Source organism: Blautia sp. HA8986, from assembly GCF_056504635.1.
Genome location: NZ_JBWLUQ010000001.1, coordinates 223,148 through 247,804, shown reverse-complemented (window position 1 = coordinate 247,804; position 24,657 = coordinate 223,148). Strand labels below are relative to the sequence as shown.

Here is a 24,657-nt window from a genome sequence, read left to right as displayed (position 1 = left end):
TCCTTCAAAAAAACATCCCGATCACCAGACCGGGATGTTTCTTATTCTTCATTCAGGGATTACAGGTTCTCCTGCATGAATTTGCTTACTGCCTCGTATGCTGCATCCTCGTCTGCACCATCGAATGTGAAAGTAACCTCATGACCTTTCTTTACGCCAAGTCCCATAAGTGCAAGAAGTTTTCTGCACTCTACTGTCTTGCCGTCTTTCTCGATTGTGATCTTGGACTCGAAACCTTTTACAAGCTTCACAAGCTCTCCGGCCGGACGTGCATGGATTCCTTCGTTATCTGTTACTACATACTTGAATTCTTTCATTTCTTTATCCTCCAGATTATTTTTTTATTTTAAGCGACTTTCTTCTTCAGCACACCAAGAAGTACTGCTGAGATCAGAGTTCCGGCTACCAGTGCAACCAGGTACATCAGCGCATTGCCTACAACCGGGAATACGAAGATTCCACCGTGAGGTGCCATCAGTGTACAGTTAAAGAACATGGAGATTGCTCCTGCTACTGCGGAACCAACGATACAGGACGGAAGTACATGGATCGGGTCAGATGCCGCAAAAGGAATCGCTCCCTCTGTGATAAATGCAAGTCCCATGATAAAGTTAGTTGGTCCTGCCTCACGCTCTTCTTTTGTAAATTTATCCCTGAACAGCAGAGATGCAAGTGCGATCGCACACGGAGGAGTCATACCTCCTACCATAACTGCTGCCATGATATCGTAGTTACCTGCTGCAATTGCAGCTGTACCAAATACATATGCTGCTTTGTTGAATGGGCCACCCATATCAATGGCCATCATTCCGCCAAGAACCAGTCCTAAAATTACTTTACTTGAATTTCCCATACCTGTCAAGGCATTATTTAATCCTGTGTTGATGCCGCCCATGATCGGCTCTACGATGAATGTCATGCAAAGTCCCATAAGAAGGACACCAACAACCGGATAGATCAGTACAGGTGCGATTTTTTCCAGTGCTTCCGGAAGTTTATCACAAACTTTACGAAGTGCAAGAATCAGATATCCTGCAAGGAAACCTGCGAGAAGAGCTCCCAGGAAACCGGACTTTCCGTTTGCTGCGATCATACCGCCTACAAGACCAACTGCAAGTGCAGGTCTGTCACCGATTGCCATTGCGATAAAGCCGGCCAGCACAGGAAGCATGAAGCCAAATGCTGTATCACCAATATGTTTCAGAACAGCTGCTACTGGTGTGATAGTACCAAAGTTTGCTCTCTGGTCTGCCGGAAGGGAACTTAAATCTACGCTTAAGCCATCGATCAGAAATGCAAGAGCAATCAGAATACCGCCGCCAACAACCAACGGAAGCATATGAGATACACCGTTCATCAGCTGCATGTAGATCTTGTGTCCTGCTCCGCCGCCTGCTTTTGCATTTGAGGAAGAACTCTGACTGCCTGCTGCCGCATGATATACCGGAACATCTCCGGAAATCGCACGTTCCACAAGCTGGTCTGCTTTGCTGATTCCATCGGAAACCTGACATTCGATGACTTTCTTTCCGTCGAAACGATCCATCGGAACTTTGGCATCTGCTGCCACGATAATACAGTCTGCTTCCTGGATCTCTTTGTCAGTAAGTACATTTTTTGCTCCGCCGGAGCCTCTTGTTTCTATTTTAATGAAGCAATCTTTCGCCTTGGCTGCTTTTTCCAGTCCTTCTGCTGCCATGTAGGTGTGGGCAATACCTGTCGGGCAGGAAGTAACTGCCAGCAACCTGGCTCTGGCTCCTTCGGAACTTCCAGTGTCTGCCAGTCTCTCATCAATATCCTTCTTCTCATCGTCTGCCTTGTCGATGATCTCCATAAATTCGTCTACAGACCCTGCATTACGTAAGGACTCTGTAAAATTGTCATCCATCAGCATTACAGAAAGTTTGCTGAGTACATCCAGATGAATATTGTCTTCTGTATTCGGTGCTGCGATCAGAAAAAGCAGTGTAACCGGCTCATCGTCCAGAGCTTCGAACTCCACGCCGTTTTTTACAACCATGGCTGCAAGTCCCGGTTTCTTTACTGCGTCACATTTTCCATGAGGAATGGCGATTCCCTCACCGATTCCTGTTGTGCTCTCTTCCTCTCTTAAGTATACCTGTTTCCGATAAGCTTCTCTGTCGCTGATCTTCTCGCTCTTTACCATAAGATCAACGGCCATATCCAAAGCTTCGGATTTACTCTTCGGTGCTGCATCCAGTGAAATGCTCCGTTTATCGAGCAGGTCTGTGATTCTCATCTTTCCTTCTCCTTTCTTCCTTACCCCTCTGTTACCTGTTTATATACAGCCTGAACCTCTTCCTTTGTGGCAAGATTTTCAGAAAATGCACTTGCGCTTCCTGCGGAAATTCCCATATGGAATGCGTGCTCATAATTCTGTTTTTCCATCCAGCCTGCCATAAAGCCTGCTACCATGGAATCTCCTGCTCCTACACCATTTACCAGTATTCCCTTTGGTGCCGGTTTCTCAAATACCTGTCCGTCCTCTGCTACCAGGACAGCACCTTCACCGGCCATGGAAATTAATACGTTTCTGGCACCTTTTTCCTGGAGTTTCTTTCCATAAGGTATCACATCCTGACGGGTTTTAAGTTCCACCCCGAAGATTTCTCCCAGTTCATGGTTGTTGGGTTTCACAAGGAACGGATGATATTTCAGTACATTCACAAGAAGATCTCTTGTTGCATCCACAACGATCATTACACCTTTTCCGTCCAGCCTCGCCATGATCTTCTCGTACATATCATCCGGCATGGAGGATGGTATGCTTCCTGCAAGAAAAAGTACATCTCCTTCTTTCAGGGTATCAAGCTTCTCCATCAGCTCCTGAACTTTATCACTGCTGATCTTGGGTCCCATTCCGTTGATCTCAGTTCCGTCAATGGATTTCAGTTTCAGATTGATTCTGGAAACGCCCTCCGGGATTTTGATAAAATCGGATTTCACTCCCATTTCCCTGAGCTTTCTTACAATCTCATCTCCTACAAATCCAGCCATGAAGCCAAGTGCTGTATTCTCGATTCCAAGATTCATCAGCACTGTGGAAACGTTGATTCCCTTTCCGCCCGGAAGCATCAGCTCGGAACTGGTTCTGTTGGTAAGTCCAAGTTTAAAATCTTCCACTGAAACGATATAGTCCAGAGATGGATTAAAAGTAACTGTGCAGATCATTTTTTCTCCTCCCATATTTCTATAATTGCAGCTTTCTGACCGCTTTTTGTTGTTTCTCATTTGTTGAACTTAGTATACTTCCAAATTCATTCAAAGTCAATCAAACTAGTTCACAAAATTTATGACTGATTTTGGTTGAGTTTGCACAAAAAAAGTGCATCATACCTAGTTTTTCCAGGTCAACACACTTTTATTCTGATCTTATTTGAATGTTTTTGACTGTATTTTATTGTCATTCCAGTTATATCAATAAATCAACATATTTATTTTTCTAATTTTTACCCATTTCGTTCACGTTCATTCATATACAGTGAAGATAAATATTCTTCTGATATTTTTTCATCAGCTCTTTCGTCACCGTATCCTCTTCAAACCGAACTCCTCCGATCTGACGTACCGGCATGATTCCCATCAGAGAATTGGTCACAAAACATTCCTGATACCATTTCAGATCCCGAACATAGATATCTGTTTCTCTTACCTCTTCACTTTCACAGAGATACTCCCGCAGGATTCCGGGAAGAAGACCGCAGCTGACTTCCGGTGTGCAGATCACACCTTTTCGCACAAAAAAAACATTACTCACAGTTCCTTCCGAAATCTGCTCCTTTGTATTAAGAAAAAGTCTCTCGTCTATTCCAGCAGCCGCAGCATTTCTTTTTTCCAGGATACAGTCTCCGTAATTCATAGTCTTATGATATACCAACGGAGAAGTTTCATTTCGTTTTACCTCACTGATATCCATGTAAAAACCCTTCTCATATTTCTCAGGTGTATAATGATTGGCACGCAGAGAAAAAACTTCGTTTTCTTTTGTGAGCATCACCTTTAATCCGCAGTGTTCCAGATTTCCAAATTCATCCTGTACTTCTTTCTGCGCTTTCTGTTCTTCCAGATACTTTACGATCTTCTGCGCTGTGATGCCCCGCTCTGCAAGATCACCTAGATTCAGGAATGCAGCTGCACGCTCCAGTCTTTTCAGATGCTTTTCCAGAAGTATGGGGGCTCCCTGCTCGATCCCTATTGTTTCAAAAGCTCCAAGACCAAACTGAAAACATTCGTCCAGTATCACGTTCATATATGTTCTCCTCTTTTCTTATATCCACGCATTGTGCTCCTGTACTGTCCAATAAGATCATCCGCGTTTGCTACTGCAACGCCTCCAGGATTGCTTTGGCTTTCTGCAAAGTTTCTTCATATTCAAATTCCAGATCTGACTCTGCAGTGATCCCGCCCCCAACACCAAGATGATATTTTCCTTCCTTATGAAGTGCTGTACGGATCACAATATTGAAATCACAGCTTCCATCCAGTGTCAGATATCCGATAGAACCTGTGTAAAGATTACGTTTACCATGCTCCAGCTCGTCAATGATCTCCATAGCCCGGTATTTCGGTGCACCTGTGATGGAACCGCCCGGAAATGCAGCTTCCAGAAGATCCATAACGTTTTTGTCATCTGCAAGTGTTCCTTCTATATCAGATACCAGATGAAAAACCGTTGCATAAGCTTCCACTGTAAAAAGTTCTGTTACTTTTACACTTCCAGGCGTGCATACCCGGTTCAGATCATTTCGTTCTAGATCTACGATCATCAGAAGCTCACTTTTATCTTTTCCGGAATCTTCCAGTTCCTTCCGGAGCATTTCGTCTTCCTCAAGTGTTGCACCACGTTTTCGGGTTCCTTTTATCGGACGGGTATTTACATGACGGTCTTTCATTTTCAGAAAACGTTCCGGAGATGCACAGATGATCTGATAATCTCCGAAATCCATATATCCGCCAAATGGTGAAGGATTGTTTTTTCGAAGGTCATAAAAAACATCCAGAGGCTGCTTTTCGCTTTCAATGGTCAGCTGCTGAGTCATATTAGCGATGTAAATATCTCCTTCTATGATATAACGGATCATTCGGTCTACAGCCTGTTTGTACTCTTCTTTTTCAAAGTTTGGGTGAACCTGAATCTTAAATTTCTCACGGTGAGAAACCGGATCAGTTATCTTTTTCTCTGCCTCTGATACTGATATCTTACCAAATTTCACATTTTCCTGAATCTCTTTTTCCATTGACCGGATCAGCTCCGGGGCATTCCCTGTGATTCCGTTGGTCACAAGATAAGTTCTTTTTTCCCTGCAGTCTTCCACGATAAAACAGTCATAAAATGTCAGTACTGCTTCCGGGATCGTCACAAGATCTTTTTCTCCTGTAGGAACTCCCATCTGTTCTCTTCCATAATCATAGGAAAAATATCCTATCGCACCGGATACGATCGGCAGCGGACATTCATTCTTATCCTCATGTGTATTAAGATATTCCCGCATGTAATCTTCGAATGTTTTTCCCGTTTCAGGTTTTCCGTTAACTGTAAATGCGTCTCCGTCTTTTACCAGTTTGAGATAGGGAGCTCTTCCTATAATAGAGTACCGCCCCAGATCATTTACAAGGGAAGAATCCAGAAAAGCACACCCTGCTTCTTTCTCGTAGATGCGGAAGATATCTGCTGCCGGAATGTATGGTTTCAGTTCTTTTATGATACGCTGATTATTATACATGTTTTACTCCTTATGCTGTTTTCTCTGTCAGTTCTTCTTTTTCTTCCTGAAACTGCTCCGCGATCTTACAAAAATTCTCCAGAAGTTCGTGCCCATATTCTGTAAGAACAGCTTCCGGATGGAACTGCACTCCATACAGAGGAAGTGTTTTATGGGAAATTCCCATCACCGCTCCATCTTCCGAAACTGCATCTACCTGATATTCTTCCGGCAGGCTGTCTCCGCGGACGATCAGCGAATGATATCTTGTTACCTTAAATTTTTCCGGCAGCTCTGCGAATACACCGGTTCCGTAGTTGTGGATCTCTGTAACTTTCCCGTGCATAGGACGGCTGCCTTTTCTACTACTGCGCCTGCACAGTGTCCCAGAACCTGATGTCCCAGACAAACACCCAGAATCGGAATCCTGCCCTGAAATCTTTTTACCGCTTCTACACAAAGTTCTGCATCCCAGGGTCTTTTCGGACCTGGAGAGAGGATGATTCCTTCAGGGTTCAGTTCTTCCAGTTCCTCCAAAGTGATCTCATCACAGCGTTTCACCAGGATCTCTCTTCCCAGTTCCTGAAAATATGCTTTCAGATTATAAACAAATGAATCAAAATTATCGATCATTATATACATGATTTTTCCTCCCAACAGTAAAGACAAAAAAAGAGATAACAACAGGCATGCCTAATAAACATGCACAGTCGTTATCCCTTACGGTCCGTAATCTGTACGTTCAATATAGATTGTTATTTCTGGTTCTTGGTCTCCTCATAATGATGGATGTCAGCCAGTACTGCGTTTACATCAAGTCCATGTACCATGCATGCCTCCTCAAGAGACTCACCGATAGAAGACGGGCAGCCGATGCAGTGCATTCCTTCCTGCATAAGAATGTATGCGATCTTCTCATCGTATGCAAGCATTTCACCCATTGTTGTTTCTTTTGTGATTTCCATGATCTATATTCTCCCTTCTGGATCTTCGTTTTTAACCGGAATTCCGGAACAGCCGGGATTCTTTGCAGTTATAGTATCATTATAACTGCATATCCCATAATTGCAAGCCCCAAAATTTATTTCTCAAACCTTAACGGTTTGTTTTTCGTTTTTCTTCCATTTCCGCATTACATAGATGTAATACGGAATCAGTGGAATCAGTGCGGCGATCCATGCAGCCGGATCAGCCAGACATACACCTGCGAAGCTTGTTTTTCCGGCAACAAACATAACGATAGCACTTCGTGCCACCAGCTCAAACACACCACCCAGCATTGGAACAAGGCCATATCCCAGTCCCTGCAGACCGTTTCTGTAAAGGAAAATACTTCCAAGGAACGGATATGCCCAGAATACTGTGTGGAAATATGTAACGGAGACATTGATCACATCTGTCTGGGAACGGTCAATAAACAGCCATGTCATATATTTTCCAAAGAAAAACATTACGATCATAGTCACAACACTCCAGATCAGGATCATGATCTGGGTGTAACGCATACCTTCATGTACACGATCCATTCTTCCTGCACCGCGGTTCTGTCCCACATAAGTCGCAGTAGTCGCTCCAAAAGCCACAAATACCGTTGCAATGATATTCTGGATCTTTCCTGCTGCAGAAAATCCTGCCATATATACAGATCCATAAATATTTACCGCTCCCTGCACAATGATAGTTCCGATGGCTGTGATGGAAAACTGCAGTCCCATTGGAATACCCAGTGCCAGAAGATAACGGAAACTGGTAAATGAAATCTCGAAATCTGCTTTTTTTAGATGCAGAATCGGGAACTTCCTGATGATAAATATCAGGCAGCAGATTGCTGAGATCGCCTGTGCGATAACCGTTGCATAGGCACAGCCCTCAACTCCCATTCCTCCTTTTACAATAAATGCAATATCCAGTGCCACATTAATGGCCGCTGAAATAATCAGGAAATACAGTGGCGATTTGGAATCTCCCAATGCACGAAGGAAAGCCGCCAGGGAATTATACGCAGCTGTTACAATCAAACCTGCATAGATGATCCCCATATATCCTTTTACAGAACCCATCAGCTCCTCCGGTGAATTCATCAGCCTCAGGATCGGCTCATTCAAAGCCTCCAGTCCAATAGTCATCACAATGGCAAAAGCCGCTGCAAGATAAATAGACATGGCTACATAATGGCGCATCTTATCATACTGCTTTGCCCCGAACCACTGGGACACCAGAATGGCAAAACCACTGCTCAGTCCATTCAGCCATCCGGTTACAAAAAACATCAGCGAACCGGTGCTTCCAATAGCAGCCAGCGCATCCACACCCAGGAACTGTCCTGCTATAATAGAATCTGCAATGTTGTAAAACTGCTGAAAAATATTTCCAAGACACATAGGGATCATAAACCGGATGATCAGCTTCACCGGGTTTCCCACAGTCATATCATTGGTTGTGTCTTTTCCCATTTTTCGCTCAGCTCCTCTCCCTAAAATCTCAGAATTTATTCTTTGTAAACCTATGTATTATATCAAAAAATATCCCGGATATCAACGCATTCCAGGATATTTTTGTAAATTATTATATGATATTTTTATCTGTATTCTGTCATCAGTTTATGAAGGCCTTTTACAAAAATCTCCGTCATTTTCTGAAAACTGTCAATACTCAGAAATTCATTTGCCTCATGTGCCAGTTCTTCCTCATATGGGAACAGAGGTCCAAATGCCACAGCATTTGGAAGTGCTCTTGCATAAGTAGCTCCTCCGATCGCCATTGGCTCTGTATCCATGTCTCCCGTTACTTCCTGATAAGCTGACATCAGACACCGAATCAGAGATGAGTCCTTTTTATGGTACACTGGTGCCAGATAATCAATTTCATTATAAAGGAAACCATATTTTTTCAGCTGTCGCTCAAGTAACTCTCTGATATCACTGTATTCTACAGATGCAGGATAACGGATATTACACTGAAGAAGGATCCTGCCATTTTCATCCATATTTACAGTTCCCACATTAAAAGTCAGTACCCCTGCCGGATCTTCCATGGCGCAGCCCAGACGTGCTCCGTCATAGTCCATTCCAACAGCCTGATGAAACTGCTTCATATAAGAAGCATGGGAAAGTTTTTCCCCGAACTGTCCCAGTGTTTCCAAAAGACAGGAAACTGCGTTGAAGCCTTTTTCCGGGCTCATGCAGTGTGTACTGATCCCTCTGACGGACAGTTTCAGGAATCCATCTGCAATTTCCACTGTCACCTGTTCCGGAAGTTCAAGATTTTCTGCTGTTTTTTCCGGATCTTCACATTTCAGAAGGCAGCTAGCTTCATCAGGGACAATATTTCTGCTGCGGCCACCTTTTAATTCCACGATCTGTATCTCTGCCTTTTCATCCGAAGTCTCCGCAGAAGTAAGATCAAAATCAAGAAGTCCTTTTTCACAATATAAAAGCGGAAAATTGGCATCTGGTACTACAGAGACCTGTGGAAGTGTTTCCGCATGATCCAGATAATACCGTATACACCGCCAGCTCTCTTCCTCATCTGTTCCCACGATCATCCGAAGGCAGGCATCTTCCGGGATCATCTGATTGTCTGCCAGATATTTCATGGCAAACAGGGAAGCTACCAGCGGTCCCTTGTCATCAGAAGTTCCTCTTCCATAAAGTTTTCCGTCCTTTTCCACAGGATCAAAAGGTTCCGTATTCCAGCCTTCTCCGGCACTGACTACATCTGTATGACAGAGGATTCCTATCATCCTGCTTCCTTTTCCGGCTGTGATCTCTCCTGCATATCCGTCATAATTTTTTACCTGAAATCCCATTTGCTGCCCCATATTCAGGACATACTCCAGAGATCTCCGGATATTCTTTCCAAAAGGAGCTCCTTTAGAAGGTGTAGCCTCAAAAACCCCGGGGATAGCCACCAGTTCACTTAAGCGTCTGACCATCTCTGCTGTATTTTTTTCTATGTATTCTTTAATCATTTATTTTTCACCTTTTTTCACCAGTCTCCATATCAGATACAGGATTCCGGAAACCAGCATTCCGTTGATAAAAGAAATTCCCACAGTCAGAAATGTAGCTGCAAAACCTAATGCCCAGGTTACAATTCCTGCCACGGACCAGCCTTCACGAAGTGTAAAGCTCTCTGCCTTTCCTTTTCCAAGTATCCAATATTCCACAATAAACAGAGCAATGATCGGCATAAACGCATTTCCGAGAAGTGTAAGGAATCCCTCAAAATTTCCGGCTACACCAACAGCTGCCAGAACAGTTCCTATAGCTCCAAGAACAACGGTAGCCACAGAACGTCCGCTTTCTTTCAGGTTAAATACCATAACTGCATTCAGACCTGCACTGTAAGCATTCGTCGTATTGGTTGTCCATGTTGCAAGGATCAGCACCACCATACCAAGAAATGACAGTCCAATTTCAGAAAATACAAGAGAAATATCATACTGCTGTGCAATTCTTGTCATCACTGCACCAAGGATCAGCATAGCCATTCCTGCCGGCATTACACCGATAGCAGAAGAAAGAACTGTATCTTTTCTTGTTCTCTGATATCTTGTAAAATCAGGTGCATTCAGGGCGCCGGTAGCCATGAAGCTGATCGTAAGCACTACGCCGTCTGCAAAACTCATAGACGGATCTTCGATCACCATACTTAAATTTCCTGTTCCAAAACGCTGAATTGCTGCCACACATCCGATCACAGTAACGATCACAAGTGCAGGAATGGCAATCTTGTTCAGTTTGTCCAGGGCATTGATTCCATATACTGCTGTGACCAGCATGATCACGCCCCACACAACTGTTGATACCGGAATCGGGATCTTTACCCCTGTACCAGTTTCGATCAGATTGGAAAACGCGGATCCGCACACACCATTCTGTACTGCAAACCAGCCAATCATGGAGATCATGAACAGTGCAGAGATCAGTTTTGATGAGCCCTGTTTTCCAAAAACACCGGATGCAACAACACATGTCGGTACTCCGAGATCGCTTCCCATAATCCCGCAGAATATCATCAGTGCCACGATCACTGCATATCCGATTACTCCTGACCAAATAGCCTGTGACATCGGCATGGATTCTGCCAGGATTCCTCCCAACATCAGACTTGGCACACAGATCATGATTCCTGCCTGAATCATGGCAACGTCTGCCCAGCTTTTTCTTTCTTCCATCGGAACCTGCTCCAGTGTGACAGATTCCACATTTCCTGCTTTCTTTTCCTGTTCCACTCTCATACCTCTTTATTCTTTTTTTATCTCCAGCATGGATTCGATCCGCACAGCCAGAGAAATGATCTCATGAAAAAGCAATGGCTGCTCTTCTACATCCAGATAATTTCTCAGACGGTTGATGCGATAACGGATGGTATTCTCATGCTGTTTCAGTTTTCTGGCAGTTTCTCTAAAATCTCCATTGCACTGTACATATGCCCTTGTTGTAAGAAGTATATCCTTCATGCCTTCTTCTGTAGTTTTTGCTGCGATTTCGCGGCAAAATTCATCATAAAATTCCTGCATTTCCCGGCTTCCCCGGATAGGGAGAAGAAGCTGCTGCGGAGACAGCGGATCATAAATCTGTAATCTCCGTTCTGACGCCTGCGCCATATCCAGCGCATCCCCGGCTTCCAGAATTGTCCGTTCTACACGGTACCTGGCATAAGGTCTGCCAATGCCAAGTCTGCTTTTATGGCAACTTCTCAAAAGCTGTTCACACACCACAATTCTATGCTGTTCCAGCTCCCTCATGGAATCCGCACTTAAAATACAGATATCATAATTATCCGCCGGAATGAATATATCAAAAGCCGAACATACTTCTCCGGCTGCTTTTTTCCGTGAGCTTTTTCTCTGATCATCCCGAATATAGACAGCCTGAACATACTCCCTGATCCCCGGATTAATACTGAAAAGGATCTTCATACGTTCCTGCGGCAAAGTCCTCGATGCCAGGATCTTATCCAGCTTCAGCTGATTAAGTACATTTGTCTGTTCCTCCAGGATACACTGATTGATAACACCAAGAACCTCTGCATAAGAAATATCTTCCCTCATACAGATAACAGGAAACCTTTTTTCTTCACAGAAAACGAGCATTTCTTCTGAAAAAAGCTCTGCACGCTCTTCCATCATCACACACAGTCCGCTACAATTTCCTTTTACAAGAAGCTCCAGAACCCGCATCAGTTCTTCCGATCCCGGCTGGAACTGCAAAAGGGATGTAATAAAAAAATCTCCAGGTGCCAGGATATCTTTTTCCAGAACATCCTCTTTAAATGGCGCATCAAAAACAGATGCCCTTTTTACGATCCTGTCAAGACCTGTCTTCCCGGACAGAATTTTTATATTTTTAAACAAAGGTGCATTTAAAACCTGCAATAAAGATATATTCATATTATTCTCTAAACGCAGCCAGTTCTTTCAGATATGGATCTGTGATCTTGCCCGCATCCATGATCTGTACACCATCAAGCCATACAGAAGAATTCAGACAGATACCATCACAATGAGATTTTGCATCCTGTCCATGTGGCGGTGCATCAAACGGACTGACATACCCGATTCCCCATTCTGTGGAGCCCCATACACGCTCATCCTCCACAATATTTCCTGTAAGGATCGCGCCTGGATTAAAACCATACGCAATATGCGCAAGCTTGAACATTCCTTCATCTTCAAAGCTTTTCAGATGCTCTTCAAAAATGGCTGCATCACGGCCTCCTTCAATTTTTACGATTTTACTGTTTTCAATAGTAAGTCGGATCGGAGCATCCGGTGTTGTTCCAAAAGGCGGTGTCACTGATCCGTCAAAAACGATCACTCCATTGATACTTCCAAACTGCGGCACAACATTGATCTGGCCCGTAAGCATATGGATTCCAGGTACAGTTGCATTTCCGCAGTCACATGCTGTGTAATGGGCTGGATCGATCTCAAATGAAACATCGCAGCCTGCCGGAGTTGTGACACGCATGTTCTTCGCATTTTTTGTTTTTTCAGTGATAGCAAGCATGAATTTTTTCAGCTGTTCTGTCTCCACATTGCCGATAGTACGAATCATCAGATCCGGATTGAAATCTACCAGGCACATGTAACGCATTTTTTTATTCTCTGCCTCTGCACGCTCAAACGGTGTGGAATAAAGAAGCCACTGATGATTAAACTCGATCCATACATCTGCACAAAGAAGTGCTGCGCTTAACGCGTCGACCGGAAGATCCGGGTCTGCTGCTTTTCCCACTCCCCCTGGTGTGGGCACTGAAATTACCATAGCATGTGCACCTGCATTTTTCGCACTGTTTTTTACTGCTTCTACAACAGATGCATCCGAATCATCATCTGCTGTAATGATCACAGTTTCTCCGGATTTTACACCGAAAATTTCTTTTACCAGCTTATCTGCTGCTGTTTCAAGTGTGATATTCATGTTTTTTTCCTTTCCAATTCGTAGTGTCCCGAAAAACCTTTATCTGATCTGTAATGTTTCTGAGTCACCGTAATTGTTTAACATGATAACACAATGATTTTTCAATTTGTATGGAATTATTCTAAAATACAAACCAGGAATTTGTAATTTCTTCAAAGCATAAGCCATGGCACATCTTTTTGCCATGGCTTATGAATCATCCTTTATGCTTTTATCGCCCAGCGCATCTTCGTTGATCTGGCTCTGCCGTTCTGGGCACATTCCTGGGCAGACGGACGGATCACATCTTTGGCGTAATCGGAATAAATACCTTCTTTATACCCCTGTTTCAAGGCTTTCTTTACCAGCTTATCTTCTCCTGAATGGAAAGTGAGTATTGCCACTCTTCCACCTGGTTTCAGCACTCCCGGAAGTTTCTCCATAAATTCATAAAGAACTTCGAATTCCCGGTTTACATCGATACGCAAAGCCTGAAAGACTCTCTGGCATGTTTTTTTCACAGTGTCTTTCCGCTCCTTCTCAGGAAGGAAGGATAATGTTCTTTCGATGACTTCGCGGAGCCTTGTAGTGGTATCTATGCGATTCCCTCTTCGGATCTCATCGGTGATTGCTTTGGCGATTTCCTCGCAGTAAGGCTCATCGGAATTCTCATCCAGCATTCCTGCAAGTTCCTCTCTGGAAATCGTATCCAGACGCTCTGCTGCACTGATTCCTGCCTCCTGGTTCAGCCTTAAGTCCAGCGGACCGTCCACCTTGAAGGAAAAACCTCTCCTGGGATTGTCGATCTGCATGGAAGATACTCCAAGATCTGCAAGAATAAAGTCAAAACCGCCTGCTTCTTTTGCAATCTCATCAATGGTGCAGAAATTCTGAAGCTTCACTGTCAGCATTTCTTCCCCGAATCCCAGATCCGCCAGACGTTTCTTCGTCCTGGCTGATTCTTCCGGGTCCACATCTGTGGCGTATATATGCCCCTGGCCTTTCAGACATTCCAGCATGGCTTTCGTATGACCGCCATATCCAAGTGTCGCATCAAATCCAATCTGCCCCGGCCTGATATCCAGAAAATCAATGATCTCTTTTACCATAATGGAAATGTGCATTCCCGCAGGTGTGTTGCCCTTACTGATCACATGTTCAATGGTATCCTTATACTTCTCCGGCTGAAGCTCTTTATATTTCTCCTCGAATTTCTTCGGGTATTTTCCTTTATAACGCACACGTCTCTTGTGCGGTGTCTGTGATTCCTGGTTCATAATGTCTCCTTTATAATTATGTTCTCTCACTGCACATTTTTATCATGTACATATGATACCATGATTTTTTTTCTTCGTAAACCACCGGAAACAAGTTCCTGCATTTCACATTTTCTGATATAATTCTTTATATACTAATGATCGGGAGGGTTTGGAAATGATAATTTATGTTGATGGTTCTGCTCTCCGTCCAGGTGACGGAACCGAAAGATCCCCATTCAAAACTATTTCAGAAGCTGCCGCCAAAGCTCTTCCAGGTGATGAAGTTCTTGTTGCACCTGGTATCTACAGGGAGGCTATTGATCCGCGCAATGCCGGAACTGCCACCAAACGGATCACCTACCGCTCCGCCCAAAAAGGTCAGGCCCATATCACGGGCAGCGAACCTGTAAAAAGCTGGTCCCATGTAGAAGGAAATATATGGAAAGCAACGATCCCAAACGGAGTTTTCAGTGATTACAATCCCTTCACCACCCTGGTGTCCGGTGACTGGTTCATTGCTTCCATGATCGCGCACACAGGAGATGTTTTTCTTGATGAAAAATCCATGTACGAAGTCACAGACTTTGAGCAGGTAAAAAATCCGTTAAAAAGCCAGACTTCCTGGGATCCTGACTTCTCTTTGTACACCTGGTATACTGAGCAGGATGAAGAAAAAGATCAGACAATTCTTTACGCCAACTTCCAGGAGAAAGATCCTAACAGAGAAAATGTAGAGATCAGCGTAAGAAAGAATTGTTTTTATCCTTCCAGTGAGGGAATCGGCTACATTACTCTTTCCGGCTTTAAGATCAGCCAGGCAGCCACTCAATGGGCTCCTCCAACCGCTTACCAGGAAGGAATGGTCGGCCCTCACTGGTCCAAAGGATGGATCATTGAAGACTGCGAGATCTATGAAGCCAAATGCAGCGGAATTTCTCTTGGAAAATATCTCCAACCGAATAACAACAACAAATGGCTGAAATGGAAATATAAAGATGGAACTCAGACAGAACGTGACTGCATCTGCCAGGCTTCCTATGAAGGATGGGACAAAGAACATATCGGCTCCCACATCATCCGAAGATGTGACATCCATCACTGCGGTCAGACCGGTATTGTCGGACATCTGGGAGGTGTTTTTTCCATTATTGAAGATAATCACATCCACCATATCAACAACAAGCAGAACCTGGCCGGCGCAGAGATCGGCGGTATCAAAATGCACGCAGCTATCGATGTGATCATCCGCAGAAACCATATCCACAACTGCACCAGAGGAATCTGGCTGGACTGGCAGGCACAAGGAACACGCGTTACCGGAAATCTTTTTCATCATAACTGTCTGCCGGATGATTTCACAGACTGTGAAAAAGCATACAATAGTGTAGGCGAGGATCTTTTTATCGAGGTATCTCATGGACCTACCCTGGTAGACCATAATCTGATGCTCTCCGACCGTTCCCTGAAGCTCGCTACACAGGGCGTTGCACTTGTGCATAATCTGATCTGCGGTTCGCTTGTTTCTGTAGGGATTGGAACAGATAATGGTGCTCCCATCATTCCGTCTCCTCGGTACACGCCATACCATGTACACCACGGAACTCAGATTGCAGGATTTATGACCATCCTTCATGGAGATATGAAATTTTACAATAACATTTTCATTCAGAAAAAAATCCGTTCCTGCATGAAAGCATTATCTGAACTTATGGGAAGCGACGGCAACATGTGGGATAACTGCAATATGATCACCGGTACTTCTCCATATGATGAATATCCGACTTTTGAACAATGGAAAAAGAATTTCGAGGGCTACTGCGGAATGGGATCTGATGTGGGTGATCTCTATTATGAACACCTTCCTGTGTGGGCGTCCGGCAACTGCTATTTCAACGGTGCACGCCCCTGGAAAAAAGAATCCGATGCCATTTCAGACACAGAAAATACTGTCAGCATCTCCCTGGAGCAAAAAGACGGTGGCTGGTATCTTCATACCAATCTCTATGATTTTCTCCCGGAAAATGCTGACGGCATTATCTCCACAGAAACTCTTGGAATAGCTTTTGAACCGGAACAGAAATATGAAAATCCGGATGGTTCTCCGATAATTTTTAACCAGGATTTCTCTGGTGAGCATAGAGATGTCCTTACCTGTGCAGGGCCGTTTACAAATAAGGAATCTGCATCCCGTAAATTGTTTTAACTGAATCTTAATCAGACAATAAGCCTTCATCTGATGATCATTCTGTTCATATCACAGAACAGTATCAGCAGGTGAAGGCTTATTTCGTTATGATAATTATTCAGACATTCACAGTTGAACTATAACGCTTCTTTGGTTCAATTTAATTTCATTCGAGAAGTCGTGTACTATCAAATATCTGCAAAAAAGCCCTGACAGTCTGGAAAACTCCAGACCGTCAGGGCCTCTCATATTCTGATTTACATCAGAACGATTTTATTCAGCTTAGGCGTTCTTTTTAGCGATTGCTGCCTGTGCTGCTGCAAGACGAGCGATCGGTACACGGAACGGTGAGCAGGATACATAGTCAAGTCCGATCTCGTTGCAGAACTCTACGGAAGACGGATCTCCACCGTGCTCACCACAGATACCTACGTGAAGTTTCGGGTTAACCGGTTTTCCAAGCTGGATTGCCATCTTCATGAGCTTACCAACGCCAACCTGATCAAGTTTAGCAAATGGATCGTTCTCGAAGATCTTAGCATCATAGTATGCGTTAAGGAACTTACCAGCATCATCACGGGAGAATCCGTATGTCATCTGTGTAAGGTCGTTTGTACCGAAGCAGAAGAAGTCAGCCTCTTTAGCGATATCATCAGCTGTAAGAGCTGCTCTCGGGATCTCGATCATAGTGCCAACCTCATACTCAAGGTCAGAACCAGCTGCTTTGATCTCAGCGTCTGCTGTCTCTACAACGAATTTCTTAACATATTTAAGCTCTTTGATGTCACCAACAAGCGGAATCATGATCTCCGGTTTGATGTTCCAGTCCGGATGATTCTTCTTAACGTTGATAGCTGCACGGATAACAGCACTTGTCTGCATCTTAGCAATCTCTGGATAAGTAACAGCAAGACGGCATCCACGATGTCCCATCATCGGGTTGAACTCGTGAAGGGAAGCGATGATTGTCTTGATCTGCTCTACAGTCTTGCCCTGAGCATCAGCCAGTTTCTTGATGTCCTCTTCCTCTGTAGGAACGAACTCATGAAGTGGCGGATCAAGGAAACGAATTGTTACAGGATTTCCTTCAAGTGCCTCATAGAGTTTCTCGAAGTCTCCCTGCTGCTCCGGAAGGATCTTAGCAAGTGCTGCTTCTCTCTCCTCTACTGTCTCAGAGCAGATCATCTCACGGAATGCATCAATTCTGTTGCCCTCAAAGAACATATGCTCTGTACGGCAAAGACCAATTCCCTCTGCACCAAGCTCACGAGCTTTCTTAGCATCAGCAGGAGTATCAGCGTTTGTACGAACTTTCATTGTTCTGTACTTGTCAGCCCATCCCATGATACGTCCGAACTCACCAGCGATCTTAGCATCTACAGTCGGGATAAGTCCGTCATAGATGTTACCTGTTGTACCATCAATGGAGATTGCATCTCCTTCATGGAACTCTTTACCAGCAAGTGTGAATTTCTTGTTCTCCTCATCCATAGCGATATCGCCGCATCCGGATACACAGCAGGATCCCATACCACGAGCAACTACAGCTGCGTGAGATGTCATACCACCACGAACTGTCAGGATACCCTGAGCAGCTTTCATACCTGTGATATCCTCTGGGGATGTCTCAAGACGAACAAGAACAACTTTCTCTCCTCTTGCAGCCCACTCAACAGCGTCCTCTGCAGAGAATACGATCTTACCGCAAGCAGCTCCTGGAGAAGCACCAAGACCTTTACCCATCGGTGTAGCAGCTTTAAGAGCAGCTGCATCGAACTGCGGATGAAGAAGTGTATCAAGGTTACGAGGATCGATCATTGCAACAGCCTCTTCCTCAGTTCTCATTCCCTCATCAACGAGGTCACAAGCGATCTTAAGAGCAGCCTGTGCAGTTCTCTTACCATTACGTGTCTGAAGCATATACAGTTTACCATGCTCTACAGTAAACTCCATATCCTGCATGTCTCTGTAATGTTTCTCAAGTGTCTCGCAAACCTGTTTGAACTGTACGAATGCTTCCGGGAACTTCTGCTCCATCTCGGAGATGTGCATAGGTGTACGAACACCAGCAACTACGTCCTCGCCCTGTGCATTGGTAAGGAACTCACCGAACAGACCGTTAGCACCTGTAGCAGGGTCACGTGTGAAGGCAACACCTGTACCACAGTCATCACCCATGTTACCGAATGCCATCATCTGTACGTTAACAGCTGTACCCCAGGAATATGGGATATCGTTGTCACGACGATATACGTTCGCACGTGGGTTGTCCCAGGAACGGAATACGGCTTTGATTGCGCCTACCAGCTGCTCCTTCGGATCAGTTGGGAAATCAGCACCGATTTTGGATTTATACTCAGCTTTGAACTGGTCAGCAAGCTCATGCAGGTCAGCAGCTGTAAGCTCAACGTCCTGCTTAACACCTCTCTTGATCTTCATCTCATCGATGAGCTCCTCGAAGTATTTCTTACCAACTTCCATAACTACGTCAGAATACATCTGGATGAATCTTCTGTAGCAGTCCCAAGCCCAACGCTCATTGCCGGATTTCTCAGCAAGAGTGTTAACAACTTCTTCATTTAAACCAAGGTTGAGGATTGTGTCCATCATACCAGGCATAGATGCTCTCGCACCAGAACGAACGGATACAAGCAGAGGATTTTCTTTGTCACCGAATTTCTTACCGGTAACTCCTTCCATCTTGGTAATTGCTTCCATGATCTGAGCCATGATCTCATCGTTGATGGATCTGCCATCCTCGTAGTACTGTGTGCAGGCCTCTGTTGTGATTGTGAAGCCCTGCGGTACAGGAAGACCGAGGTTTGTCATCTCAGCAAGGTTGGCACCTTTGCCGCCCAGAAGATTTCTCATAGTAGCATTACCTTCTGTAAACATGTAAACCCATTTTGCCATTTTACATTTTCCTCCTAATTATTGTTCTTTAAAACATAAAAAAATTATGTTTTCTACGCACATAATTATTGTATAGATTTATCCTTCATTAGTCAAGGTTATTCTTCCAAAAAACAGCAATTTCTCTTGGTAAATCTGACAGATTTTCCAGTTATATTTTTCATGGATTGTATTTTTCTCGTTATCGTCTGTAAAATGTGCTAAAATAGAAAAAAACATACAGCAATTCCGGAGTAATATTGCCTGAATGCTGTCATACAGGAGGTTTATCATGACACGAACAATTGAAAACAGTTTTCTTAAGATTTCCGTTTCTGACCACGGTGCCGAGCTTACCGGTATCTACGACAAAGTAAATGACCGCGAAGTTCTCTGGCAGGCAGATCCGGCTTACTGGAAACGTCATGCGCCGGTGCTTTTTCCTAATGTAGGCCGCAATTATAAAGATATCTGGCGTCTGAACGGAAAGGAATATCCTTCCAGACAGCACGGATTTGCAAGAGACAGTGAATTCATCTGCACAGATATCACGGACACCTCCCTGACCTTTGTCCTGAAGTCCTCTGAAGAAACCCTGAAGGTTTATCCGTTTGCCTTTGCTCTGAAGATCACCTACACTCTGAAGGAGCATGATCTGGATGTATGCTGGGAAGTAGTTAATAAAGATTCTGAAACCATGTATTTTACCATCGGCGGCCATCCGGCATTCCGCGTTCCTGTACGTGAGGGCGAATCACAGAGCGATTACCGTCTTGCTTTTGAAGAACAGAACGCTCTTACCTATCTTCTTATCGATACCTCCGTAGGAACTGTCATTGCCGATGAGCCACATACCCTCCCTCTCGAAAACGGAACCTGCGCCATTGATCCCCATATGTTTGATAAAGACGCCCTTGTTTTTGACAACGGCCAGATCCAGAAAGCCGGCATTCTCTTCCCGGACGGTTCTCCGTACTTGACACTTACCAGTGAGGGATTCCCTAATTTCGGTATCTGGTCAGTTCCTGGTGCACCTTTCGTATGCCTGGAGCCATGGATGGGACGCTGTGATGACTGTGGTTTTGAAAAACCGCTCTCTGAAAAAGCAAATATCAATGTGCTGAAGCCGGACGAGGAATTTATCAGGAGCTATCAGATTACCGTACACTGAGCTATGATATAAAAAATCCGCCATACATCGGCTATTTCAGCTGTCTGTATGACGGATTTTTTTATTTATCTTACTGTCTCAATACACTCTTATTCTCTCACAAAATGATACTGATAAGCTCTGTACTCCCCAAACTCTGCAGGAAGCGGCATTCCGCCATGCATCAGTGCAGCACCGGAATAGATTTTTCCTGTAGACTGTTCTTTGTACATTGCAGTTTCCTCAAGGCCGCGAAGCTGCACATAATTCACAGTCATGTTTCCATGGATCTCTTCCATGACAACATTGAGAAGAATTTCTTCCTGAGAATTTCCAACGATCTCCCACGCACAGATCTCGCTCTTAAACGGATCTGTCAGACGATAATACCGTCCATTCTGGATCAGTGGTGCATATTTTCGGAATTCCCTGATCTGGCTTCGAACCTCGTCTTTTTCTTCCTCAGTAAGCTTCAGAAGATCCAGCTCATAGCCAAAGGTTCCGGACATAGCAACCACACCTCTGGTATGTAACGGAGTGATCCTTCCTGTCTGATGGTTCGGCACTGCAGATACATGTGCTCCCATGGCCGATACCGGATATCCGAAGGAAGTGCCATACTGGATCCGAAGCCTGTCAATAGCATCGGAGTTGTCGCTGCACCAGATCTGCGGTGTGTAATACAGCATACCTGCGTCAAATCTTCCGCCGCCGCCACTGCAGCCCTCGATCAGAAGATCCGGATAGCGATTCACCATACGGTCCAGAAAATCGTACAATCCCAGGACATAATCATACATTACACGTCCCTGATCCTTGGTCATTACGGAAAATACATCCATCAGGCTTCGGTTCATGTCCCATTTAACGTACTCAATGTTGGCATTATCCAATACTGCACTGATCTGTCCGAAAATTCCGTCTACAACTTCTTTTCTGGAGAAATCAAGTACCAGCTGATTTCTGGATCTTACGGGTTTTCTTCCCGGAATTGTGAGTGCCCAGTCCGGATGCTCACGGTAAAGATCACTGTCCTCGGAGATCATCTCCGGCTCGATCCAGATACCGAATTTCACACCAAGGTCATTGACTCTCTTTACAAGTCCGCCGAGAGTCTCTCCAAGCTTGGCTTCGTTGACATACCAGTCCCCAAGACCACTGTTGTCATCATCACGTTTTCCAAACCAGCCATCATCCAGAACCAGCATATCAATACCAAGGCTCTTTGCCTCTTTTGCCAGATTATATAAAGTCTCCCCTGTAAAATCAAAATATGCTGCCTCCCAGCTGTTTACCAGCACCGGACGGACCTCTGTCTTATATTTACCACGGCAGATATGATGACGGATACAGCTGTGCAGATTCTGGGAAAGACGGTTCATTCCCTGATCTGTGTAGCTTAAAATCACCTCAGGTGCATAGAAGGTCTCCCCGGCTTCCAGCGGATACCGGAAGCACTCCTCCTGTACACCAAGGAGCATTCTTGTCTGATTGTACTGATCTTTAAGAACCTCACCCTGGAAATTTCCACTATATACAAAGGACATAGCATAGCAGCCTCCATTATCCTCTGTTGTGTCCTTCTCTGCCAGGATCATCATCGGATTATACTGGTGGCTGGATGTGCCACGGACACTGCCGATCATCTGACTTCCATGAGCCACCGGTACTCTCTGCAGATTCCGCTCCATGGCATGTCTTCCGTAAAAAGTAAGCAGGTCATAATCTCCGTAAAGAAAATCAAGCTCTGCGGACATCACCTTGTTCACATAAATCTTCTCACTGCTCTGATTGCGGATATAGACGCTTCTTGTAATGATATCCAGCTCCGGAAGCACACCGTAAAGAAGCATGGCTTCCACGCCGGTAACAGGATCCTCCAGTACGATCTCAAGAGTCTGTGCCTCATCATTGTCTGCATAAACAGCCGGAAGACCCGGAAGGCTGTATTTGCCATCACGGATGGTATAACTCCTGTAACGCATATCACAGCTCATGCTTCCGTCACCGTTTTCCAGCATCAGGGATGCACTGCGGAAATCTCCGTTTCCATAGCAGGAAAGTTCCTGTGGAAGAGAGTCCATGGAATAGGTTCTGTCTGTTCCTGCATCATAAGGATTTCCGGAAAAGCCTCTGTCATAATAGGTCAGAAGATAATCCATGCATCCCTCTGCCTTTTTGCCATAGTAGAGATGAAGAAGAAATCCGTACTGATCCACCTGCATCTGATATGTGGTCTCTTTTGTCTGTAATGTAAATGTTCTGTCTTTCTCGCAGTAGATGATTCCCATATGTGAATCCTCCTTTTTCTCGTGTTTTTATTTTACGGCACCGTTTACAACACCATTTAAAATGTGCTTCTGGCAGATCAGATAAAACAGAAGGATCGGAAGCAGTGCAAGCAGATAAGAGGCAAACGCAAGGTTATAGTTTGTTCCGAACTGGGTCTGGAAATTCAGCTGTGCCAGAGGCAAAGTGGTTCCACCCGTAGATCCGGACATGATAACCAGCGGAGTCATAACATCATTCCAGGTTCCAAGTGCTGTCAGAACTGCCACTGTGGCATGCATCGGCTTCATGATCGGGAAAATGATCTTCCAGTATGTTTTCCAGGTACTGGCTCCATCCACACAGGCAGCCTCCTCAAGGGCCATTGGAATGTTTGTCAGATATCCGGAGTAAAGAAGCACGTTCATTGGCATATAAAATACCGTATAAAGAATGATCACACCGGCTCTGTTATCAAGCCCCATCTCAGCAGTCTGCTTTACAAGCGGCATCATCAGGATAGCAAACGGAACAAACATACCGCTTACTACATAAAGATAGATAAATTTATAAAATTTACTTCTCTTATTTCTGGCTATAGCATAACCTAAAAGTGAATGAATTACAATAGCAAGAACCACTGTTATCACAGTAATCATCACACTGTTTCCAAGAGAATGCCAGAAGTCTGTTACCTCCATAGCTTCCCTGAAATTGGCAAGACTGAATTTCTGTGGCAGAGACAGGATCCCGGCTACACTGTTGGTCATCTCTGTCGGCTGCTTGAATGCGATCACAATTGTCATATAAAGCGGAAATACCACTGTGATAAGGCCGAGGATCAGAAGAATCGTAACCGGCCAGTTCGCTTTTTCTCTTACTTTCGTTTTCATTACAGCTGCTCCTCCTTTTTCCCTGTGATAGTCAACTGCGCTGCAGAAATGATCACGATCACAATAAAGAATATAACCGCATTAGCGCTCTGGAATCCAAACTGACCGCCACTCATACCATTGTTATAGATCAGATAGGAAATGGATTCTGTACTCTGTGCAGGACCACCCTTTGTCAAAGCCATGATCTGATCAAATACCATCAGGAAGTTTTTCACACAGAGAACCATGTTGATACTGAAAAACGGAACGATCAGCGGGAATGTCAGGTAACGGAACTTACTGAATCCGGTAGCACCGTCAATAGCTCCTGCCTCGTATACATCCTCCGGCACTGTCTGGAGGCCCGAAATATAGATAATGGTATTCATTGCGATGGACTGCCATGCACAAACGATCACGATGGCTACCCATGCAAGGCTCGTACTGGAAAGCATGCTGGAAGATAATGCTTTATTTCCGATCATCTTTCCGAATGCAGGCAGGATATATGTAAAGAAATAATTGAAAATATATCCTACGACCAGTGCACCAAGTACATTCGGAATAAAATAAGCTCCACGCAGTGCACTCTTGAATCGGATCTTGCTGTTCAGTCCAAGTGCCAGGATCAGGCTGAGTACATTTGTTACAATGGTTGCCACGATGGCCAGCTTAAAGGTAAACAGATAGGAACCGCCAACACGGCTGTCTGTAAAAAGATCCTTATAGTTTCGAAGCCCTACCCAATCATAGCTTCCATAGCCTTTAAAGTTTGTAAAGCTGTAGATCACACCCTTGATCAGAGGCAGTGTGTTAAAGCAGAAAAATAATGCCACGATCGGAATGGTGATCAGAAGAAAGGTCAGCTTTCTTCCACTCATAGATTTTTTTCCCAT

18 protein-coding genes and 1 pseudogene are annotated in these 24,657 nt (G+C 44.5%); 2 read left to right on the top strand and 17 right to left on the bottom strand.

What is annotated here, in order from left to right; all coding sequences use genetic code 11:
• Nucleotides 1-59: 59 nt before the first annotated feature.
• The 13 genes and pseudogenes from AC04Q4_RS01015 to rsmH form a co-directional block, all read right to left on the bottom strand.
• Nucleotides 60-317 (bottom strand): HPr family phosphocarrier protein, encoded by a 258-nt coding sequence (locus AC04Q4_RS01015; RefSeq protein WP_015525831.1) that lies wholly within the window; start codon nucleotides 315-317, stop codon nucleotides 60-62.
• 29 nt (nucleotides 318-346) lie between these two features.
• Complete coding sequence (locus AC04Q4_RS01010; RefSeq protein WP_195454772.1) at nucleotides 347-2,260, bottom strand: fructose-specific PTS transporter subunit EIIC; 1,914 nt, start codon at nucleotides 2,258-2,260, stop codon at nucleotides 347-349.
• Between the two features lie 20 nt (nucleotides 2,261-2,280).
• Nucleotides 2,281-3,192, bottom strand: a complete 912-nt coding sequence (gene pfkB, locus AC04Q4_RS01005; protein WP_173738673.1) for a 1-phosphofructokinase — start codon at nucleotides 3,190-3,192, stop codon at nucleotides 2,281-2,283.
• Between the two features lie 301 nt (nucleotides 3,193-3,493).
• Nucleotides 3,494-4,270, bottom strand: a complete 777-nt coding sequence (locus AC04Q4_RS01000) for an aminotransferase class IV (RefSeq protein WP_476388307.1) — start codon at nucleotides 4,268-4,270, stop codon at nucleotides 3,494-3,496.
• Between the two features lie 70 nt (nucleotides 4,271-4,340).
• Nucleotides 4,341-5,744, bottom strand: a complete 1,404-nt coding sequence (pabB, locus tag AC04Q4_RS00995; protein ID WP_476388306.1) for an aminodeoxychorismate synthase component I — start codon at nucleotides 5,742-5,744, stop codon at nucleotides 4,341-4,343.
• Nucleotides 5,745-5,754: 10 nt separating this feature from the next.
• Nucleotides 5,755-6,356 (bottom strand): annotated as a pseudogene (locus tag AC04Q4_RS00990) (anthranilate synthase component II).
• 122 nt (nucleotides 6,357-6,478) lie between these two features.
• Entirely contained in the window at nucleotides 6,479-6,688 is a 210-nt protein-coding gene (locus AC04Q4_RS00985) for a DUF1858 domain-containing protein (RefSeq protein WP_173738677.1), read from the bottom strand.
• A 123-nt stretch (nucleotides 6,689-6,811) separates the two neighbouring features.
• The gene (locus AC04Q4_RS00980) at nucleotides 6,812-8,176 is read right to left on the bottom strand and encodes an MATE family efflux transporter (protein ID WP_173738678.1); all 1,365 of its coding nucleotides are present in this window, start codon (nucleotides 8,174-8,176) and stop codon (nucleotides 6,812-6,814) included.
• Nucleotides 8,177-8,301: 125 nt separating this feature from the next.
• The gene (gene pepV, locus AC04Q4_RS00975; protein WP_476388305.1) at nucleotides 8,302-9,693 is read right to left on the bottom strand and encodes a dipeptidase PepV; all 1,392 of its coding nucleotides are present in this window, start codon (nucleotides 9,691-9,693) and stop codon (nucleotides 8,302-8,304) included.
• Entirely contained in the window at nucleotides 9,694-10,959 is a 1,266-nt protein-coding gene (locus tag AC04Q4_RS00970; RefSeq protein ID WP_195454804.1) for a cytosine permease, read from the bottom strand.
• Between the two features lie 12 nt (nucleotides 10,960-10,971).
• Nucleotides 10,972-12,120, bottom strand: a complete 1,149-nt coding sequence (locus AC04Q4_RS00965) for a PucR family transcriptional regulator (protein WP_173738681.1) — start codon at nucleotides 12,118-12,120, stop codon at nucleotides 10,972-10,974.
• Between the two features lies 1 nt (nucleotide 12,121).
• Entirely contained in the window at nucleotides 12,122-13,153 is a 1,032-nt protein-coding gene (locus tag AC04Q4_RS00960; protein WP_173738682.1) for a 2,5-dihydroxypyridine 5,6-dioxygenase NicX family protein, read from the bottom strand.
• Nucleotides 13,154-13,356: 203 nt separating this feature from the next.
• The gene (gene rsmH, locus AC04Q4_RS00955) at nucleotides 13,357-14,409 is read right to left on the bottom strand and encodes a 16S rRNA (cytosine(1402)-N(4))-methyltransferase RsmH (protein WP_476388304.1); all 1,053 of its coding nucleotides are present in this window, start codon (nucleotides 14,407-14,409) and stop codon (nucleotides 13,357-13,359) included.
• Between the two features lie 157 nt (nucleotides 14,410-14,566).
• Between rsmH and AC04Q4_RS00950 the strand changes: the two genes are divergently transcribed.
• The gene (locus AC04Q4_RS00950; protein WP_476388303.1) at nucleotides 14,567-16,594 is read left to right on the top strand and encodes a right-handed parallel beta-helix repeat-containing protein; all 2,028 of its coding nucleotides are present in this window, start codon (nucleotides 14,567-14,569) and stop codon (nucleotides 16,592-16,594) included.
• Between the two features lie 264 nt (nucleotides 16,595-16,858).
• Here the strand turns inward: AC04Q4_RS00950 and ppdK are convergent, their stop codons facing one another.
• A complete protein-coding gene (gene ppdK, locus AC04Q4_RS00945) occupies nucleotides 16,859-19,489 on the bottom strand; it encodes a pyruvate, phosphate dikinase (protein WP_476388302.1) in 2,631 nt (876 codons plus the stop codon).
• Between the two features lie 271 nt (nucleotides 19,490-19,760).
• Here ppdK and AC04Q4_RS00940 point away from each other — a divergent pair, with 271 nt between their 5' ends.
• A complete protein-coding gene (locus tag AC04Q4_RS00940; RefSeq protein ID WP_476388301.1) occupies nucleotides 19,761-20,639 on the top strand; it encodes an aldose epimerase family protein in 879 nt (292 codons plus the stop codon).
• Nucleotides 20,640-20,728: 89 nt separating this feature from the next.
• On the opposite strand, the gene AC04Q4_RS00935 is transcribed toward AC04Q4_RS00940, so the two are convergent.
• Genes AC04Q4_RS00935 through AC04Q4_RS00925 form a run of 3 tightly spaced genes read right to left on the bottom strand, consistent with a single transcriptional unit; the run spans nucleotide 20,729 to nucleotide 24,657 of the window.
• Nucleotides 20,729-22,909 carry an alpha-galactosidase gene (locus tag AC04Q4_RS00935; protein ID WP_476388300.1) on the bottom strand — a complete coding sequence of 727 codons (2,181 nt, stop codon included), beginning with the start codon at nucleotides 22,907-22,909 and terminating at the stop codon, nucleotides 20,729-20,731.
• A 27-nt stretch (nucleotides 22,910-22,936) separates the two neighbouring features.
• Nucleotides 22,937-23,779 (bottom strand): carbohydrate ABC transporter permease, encoded by an 843-nt coding sequence (locus AC04Q4_RS00930; RefSeq protein WP_119240495.1) that lies wholly within the window; start codon nucleotides 23,777-23,779, stop codon nucleotides 22,937-22,939.
• Nucleotides 23,779-24,657, bottom strand: coding sequence for a carbohydrate ABC transporter permease (locus AC04Q4_RS00925; RefSeq protein WP_173738686.1), 879 nt, complete (start codon nucleotides 24,655-24,657; stop codon nucleotides 23,779-23,781). Before AC04Q4_RS00925 ends, AC04Q4_RS00930 begins: the two co-directional genes overlap by 1 nt.

What these genes read in the sequence shown, in the direction of transcription:
- rsmH (WP_476388304.1), bottom strand. Translation starts at nt 14,409, where the DNA reads ATGAACCAGGAATCACAGACACCGCACAAGAGACGTGTGCGTTATAAA.
- AC04Q4_RS00930 (WP_119240495.1), bottom strand. Translation starts at nt 23,779, where the DNA reads ATGAAAACGAAAGTAAGAGAAAAAGCGAACTGGCCGGTTACGATTCTT.
- AC04Q4_RS00925 (WP_173738686.1), bottom strand. Translation starts at nt 24,657, where the DNA reads ATGGGAAAAAAATCTATGAGTGGAAGAAAGCTGACCTTTCTTCTGATC.
- pfkB (WP_173738673.1), bottom strand. Translation starts at nt 3,192, where the DNA reads ATGATCTGCACAGTTACTTTTAATCCATCTCTGGACTATATCGTTTCA.
- AC04Q4_RS01010 (WP_195454772.1), bottom strand. Translation starts at nt 2,260, where the DNA reads ATGAGAATCACAGACCTGCTCGATAAACGGAGCATTTCACTGGATGCA.
- AC04Q4_RS00980 (WP_173738678.1), bottom strand. Translation starts at nt 8,176, where the DNA reads ATGGGAAAAGACACAACCAATGATATGACTGTGGGAAACCCGGTGAAG.
- AC04Q4_RS00950 (WP_476388303.1), top strand. Translation starts at nt 14,567, where the DNA reads ATGATAATTTATGTTGATGGTTCTGCTCTCCGTCCAGGTGACGGAACC.
- AC04Q4_RS00935 (WP_476388300.1), bottom strand. Translation starts at nt 22,909, where the DNA reads ATGGGAATCATCTACTGCGAGAAAGACAGAACATTTACATTACAGACA.
- pepV (WP_476388305.1), bottom strand. Translation starts at nt 9,693, where the DNA reads ATGATTAAAGAATACATAGAAAAAAATACAGCAGAGATGGTCAGACGC.
- pabB (WP_476388306.1), bottom strand. Translation starts at nt 5,744, where the DNA reads ATGTATAATAATCAGCGTATCATAAAAGAACTGAAACCATACATTCCG.
- AC04Q4_RS00985 (WP_173738677.1), bottom strand. Translation starts at nt 6,688, where the DNA reads ATGGAAATCACAAAAGAAACAACAATGGGTGAAATGCTTGCATACGAT.
- AC04Q4_RS00960 (WP_173738682.1), bottom strand. Translation starts at nt 13,153, where the DNA reads ATGAATATCACACTTGAAACAGCAGCAGATAAGCTGGTAAAAGAAATT.
- AC04Q4_RS00965 (WP_173738681.1), bottom strand. Translation starts at nt 12,120, where the DNA reads ATGAATATATCTTTATTGCAGGTTTTAAATGCACCTTTGTTTAAAAAT.
- ppdK (WP_476388302.1), bottom strand. Translation starts at nt 19,489, where the DNA reads ATGGCAAAATGGGTTTACATGTTTACAGAAGGTAATGCTACTATGAGA.
- AC04Q4_RS01000 (WP_476388307.1), bottom strand. Translation starts at nt 4,270, where the DNA reads ATGAACGTGATACTGGACGAATGTTTTCAGTTTGGTCTTGGAGCTTTT.
- AC04Q4_RS01015 (WP_015525831.1), bottom strand. Translation starts at nt 317, where the DNA reads ATGAAAGAATTCAAGTATGTAGTAACAGATAACGAAGGAATCCATGCA.
- AC04Q4_RS00940 (WP_476388301.1), top strand. Translation starts at nt 19,761, where the DNA reads ATGACACGAACAATTGAAAACAGTTTTCTTAAGATTTCCGTTTCTGAC.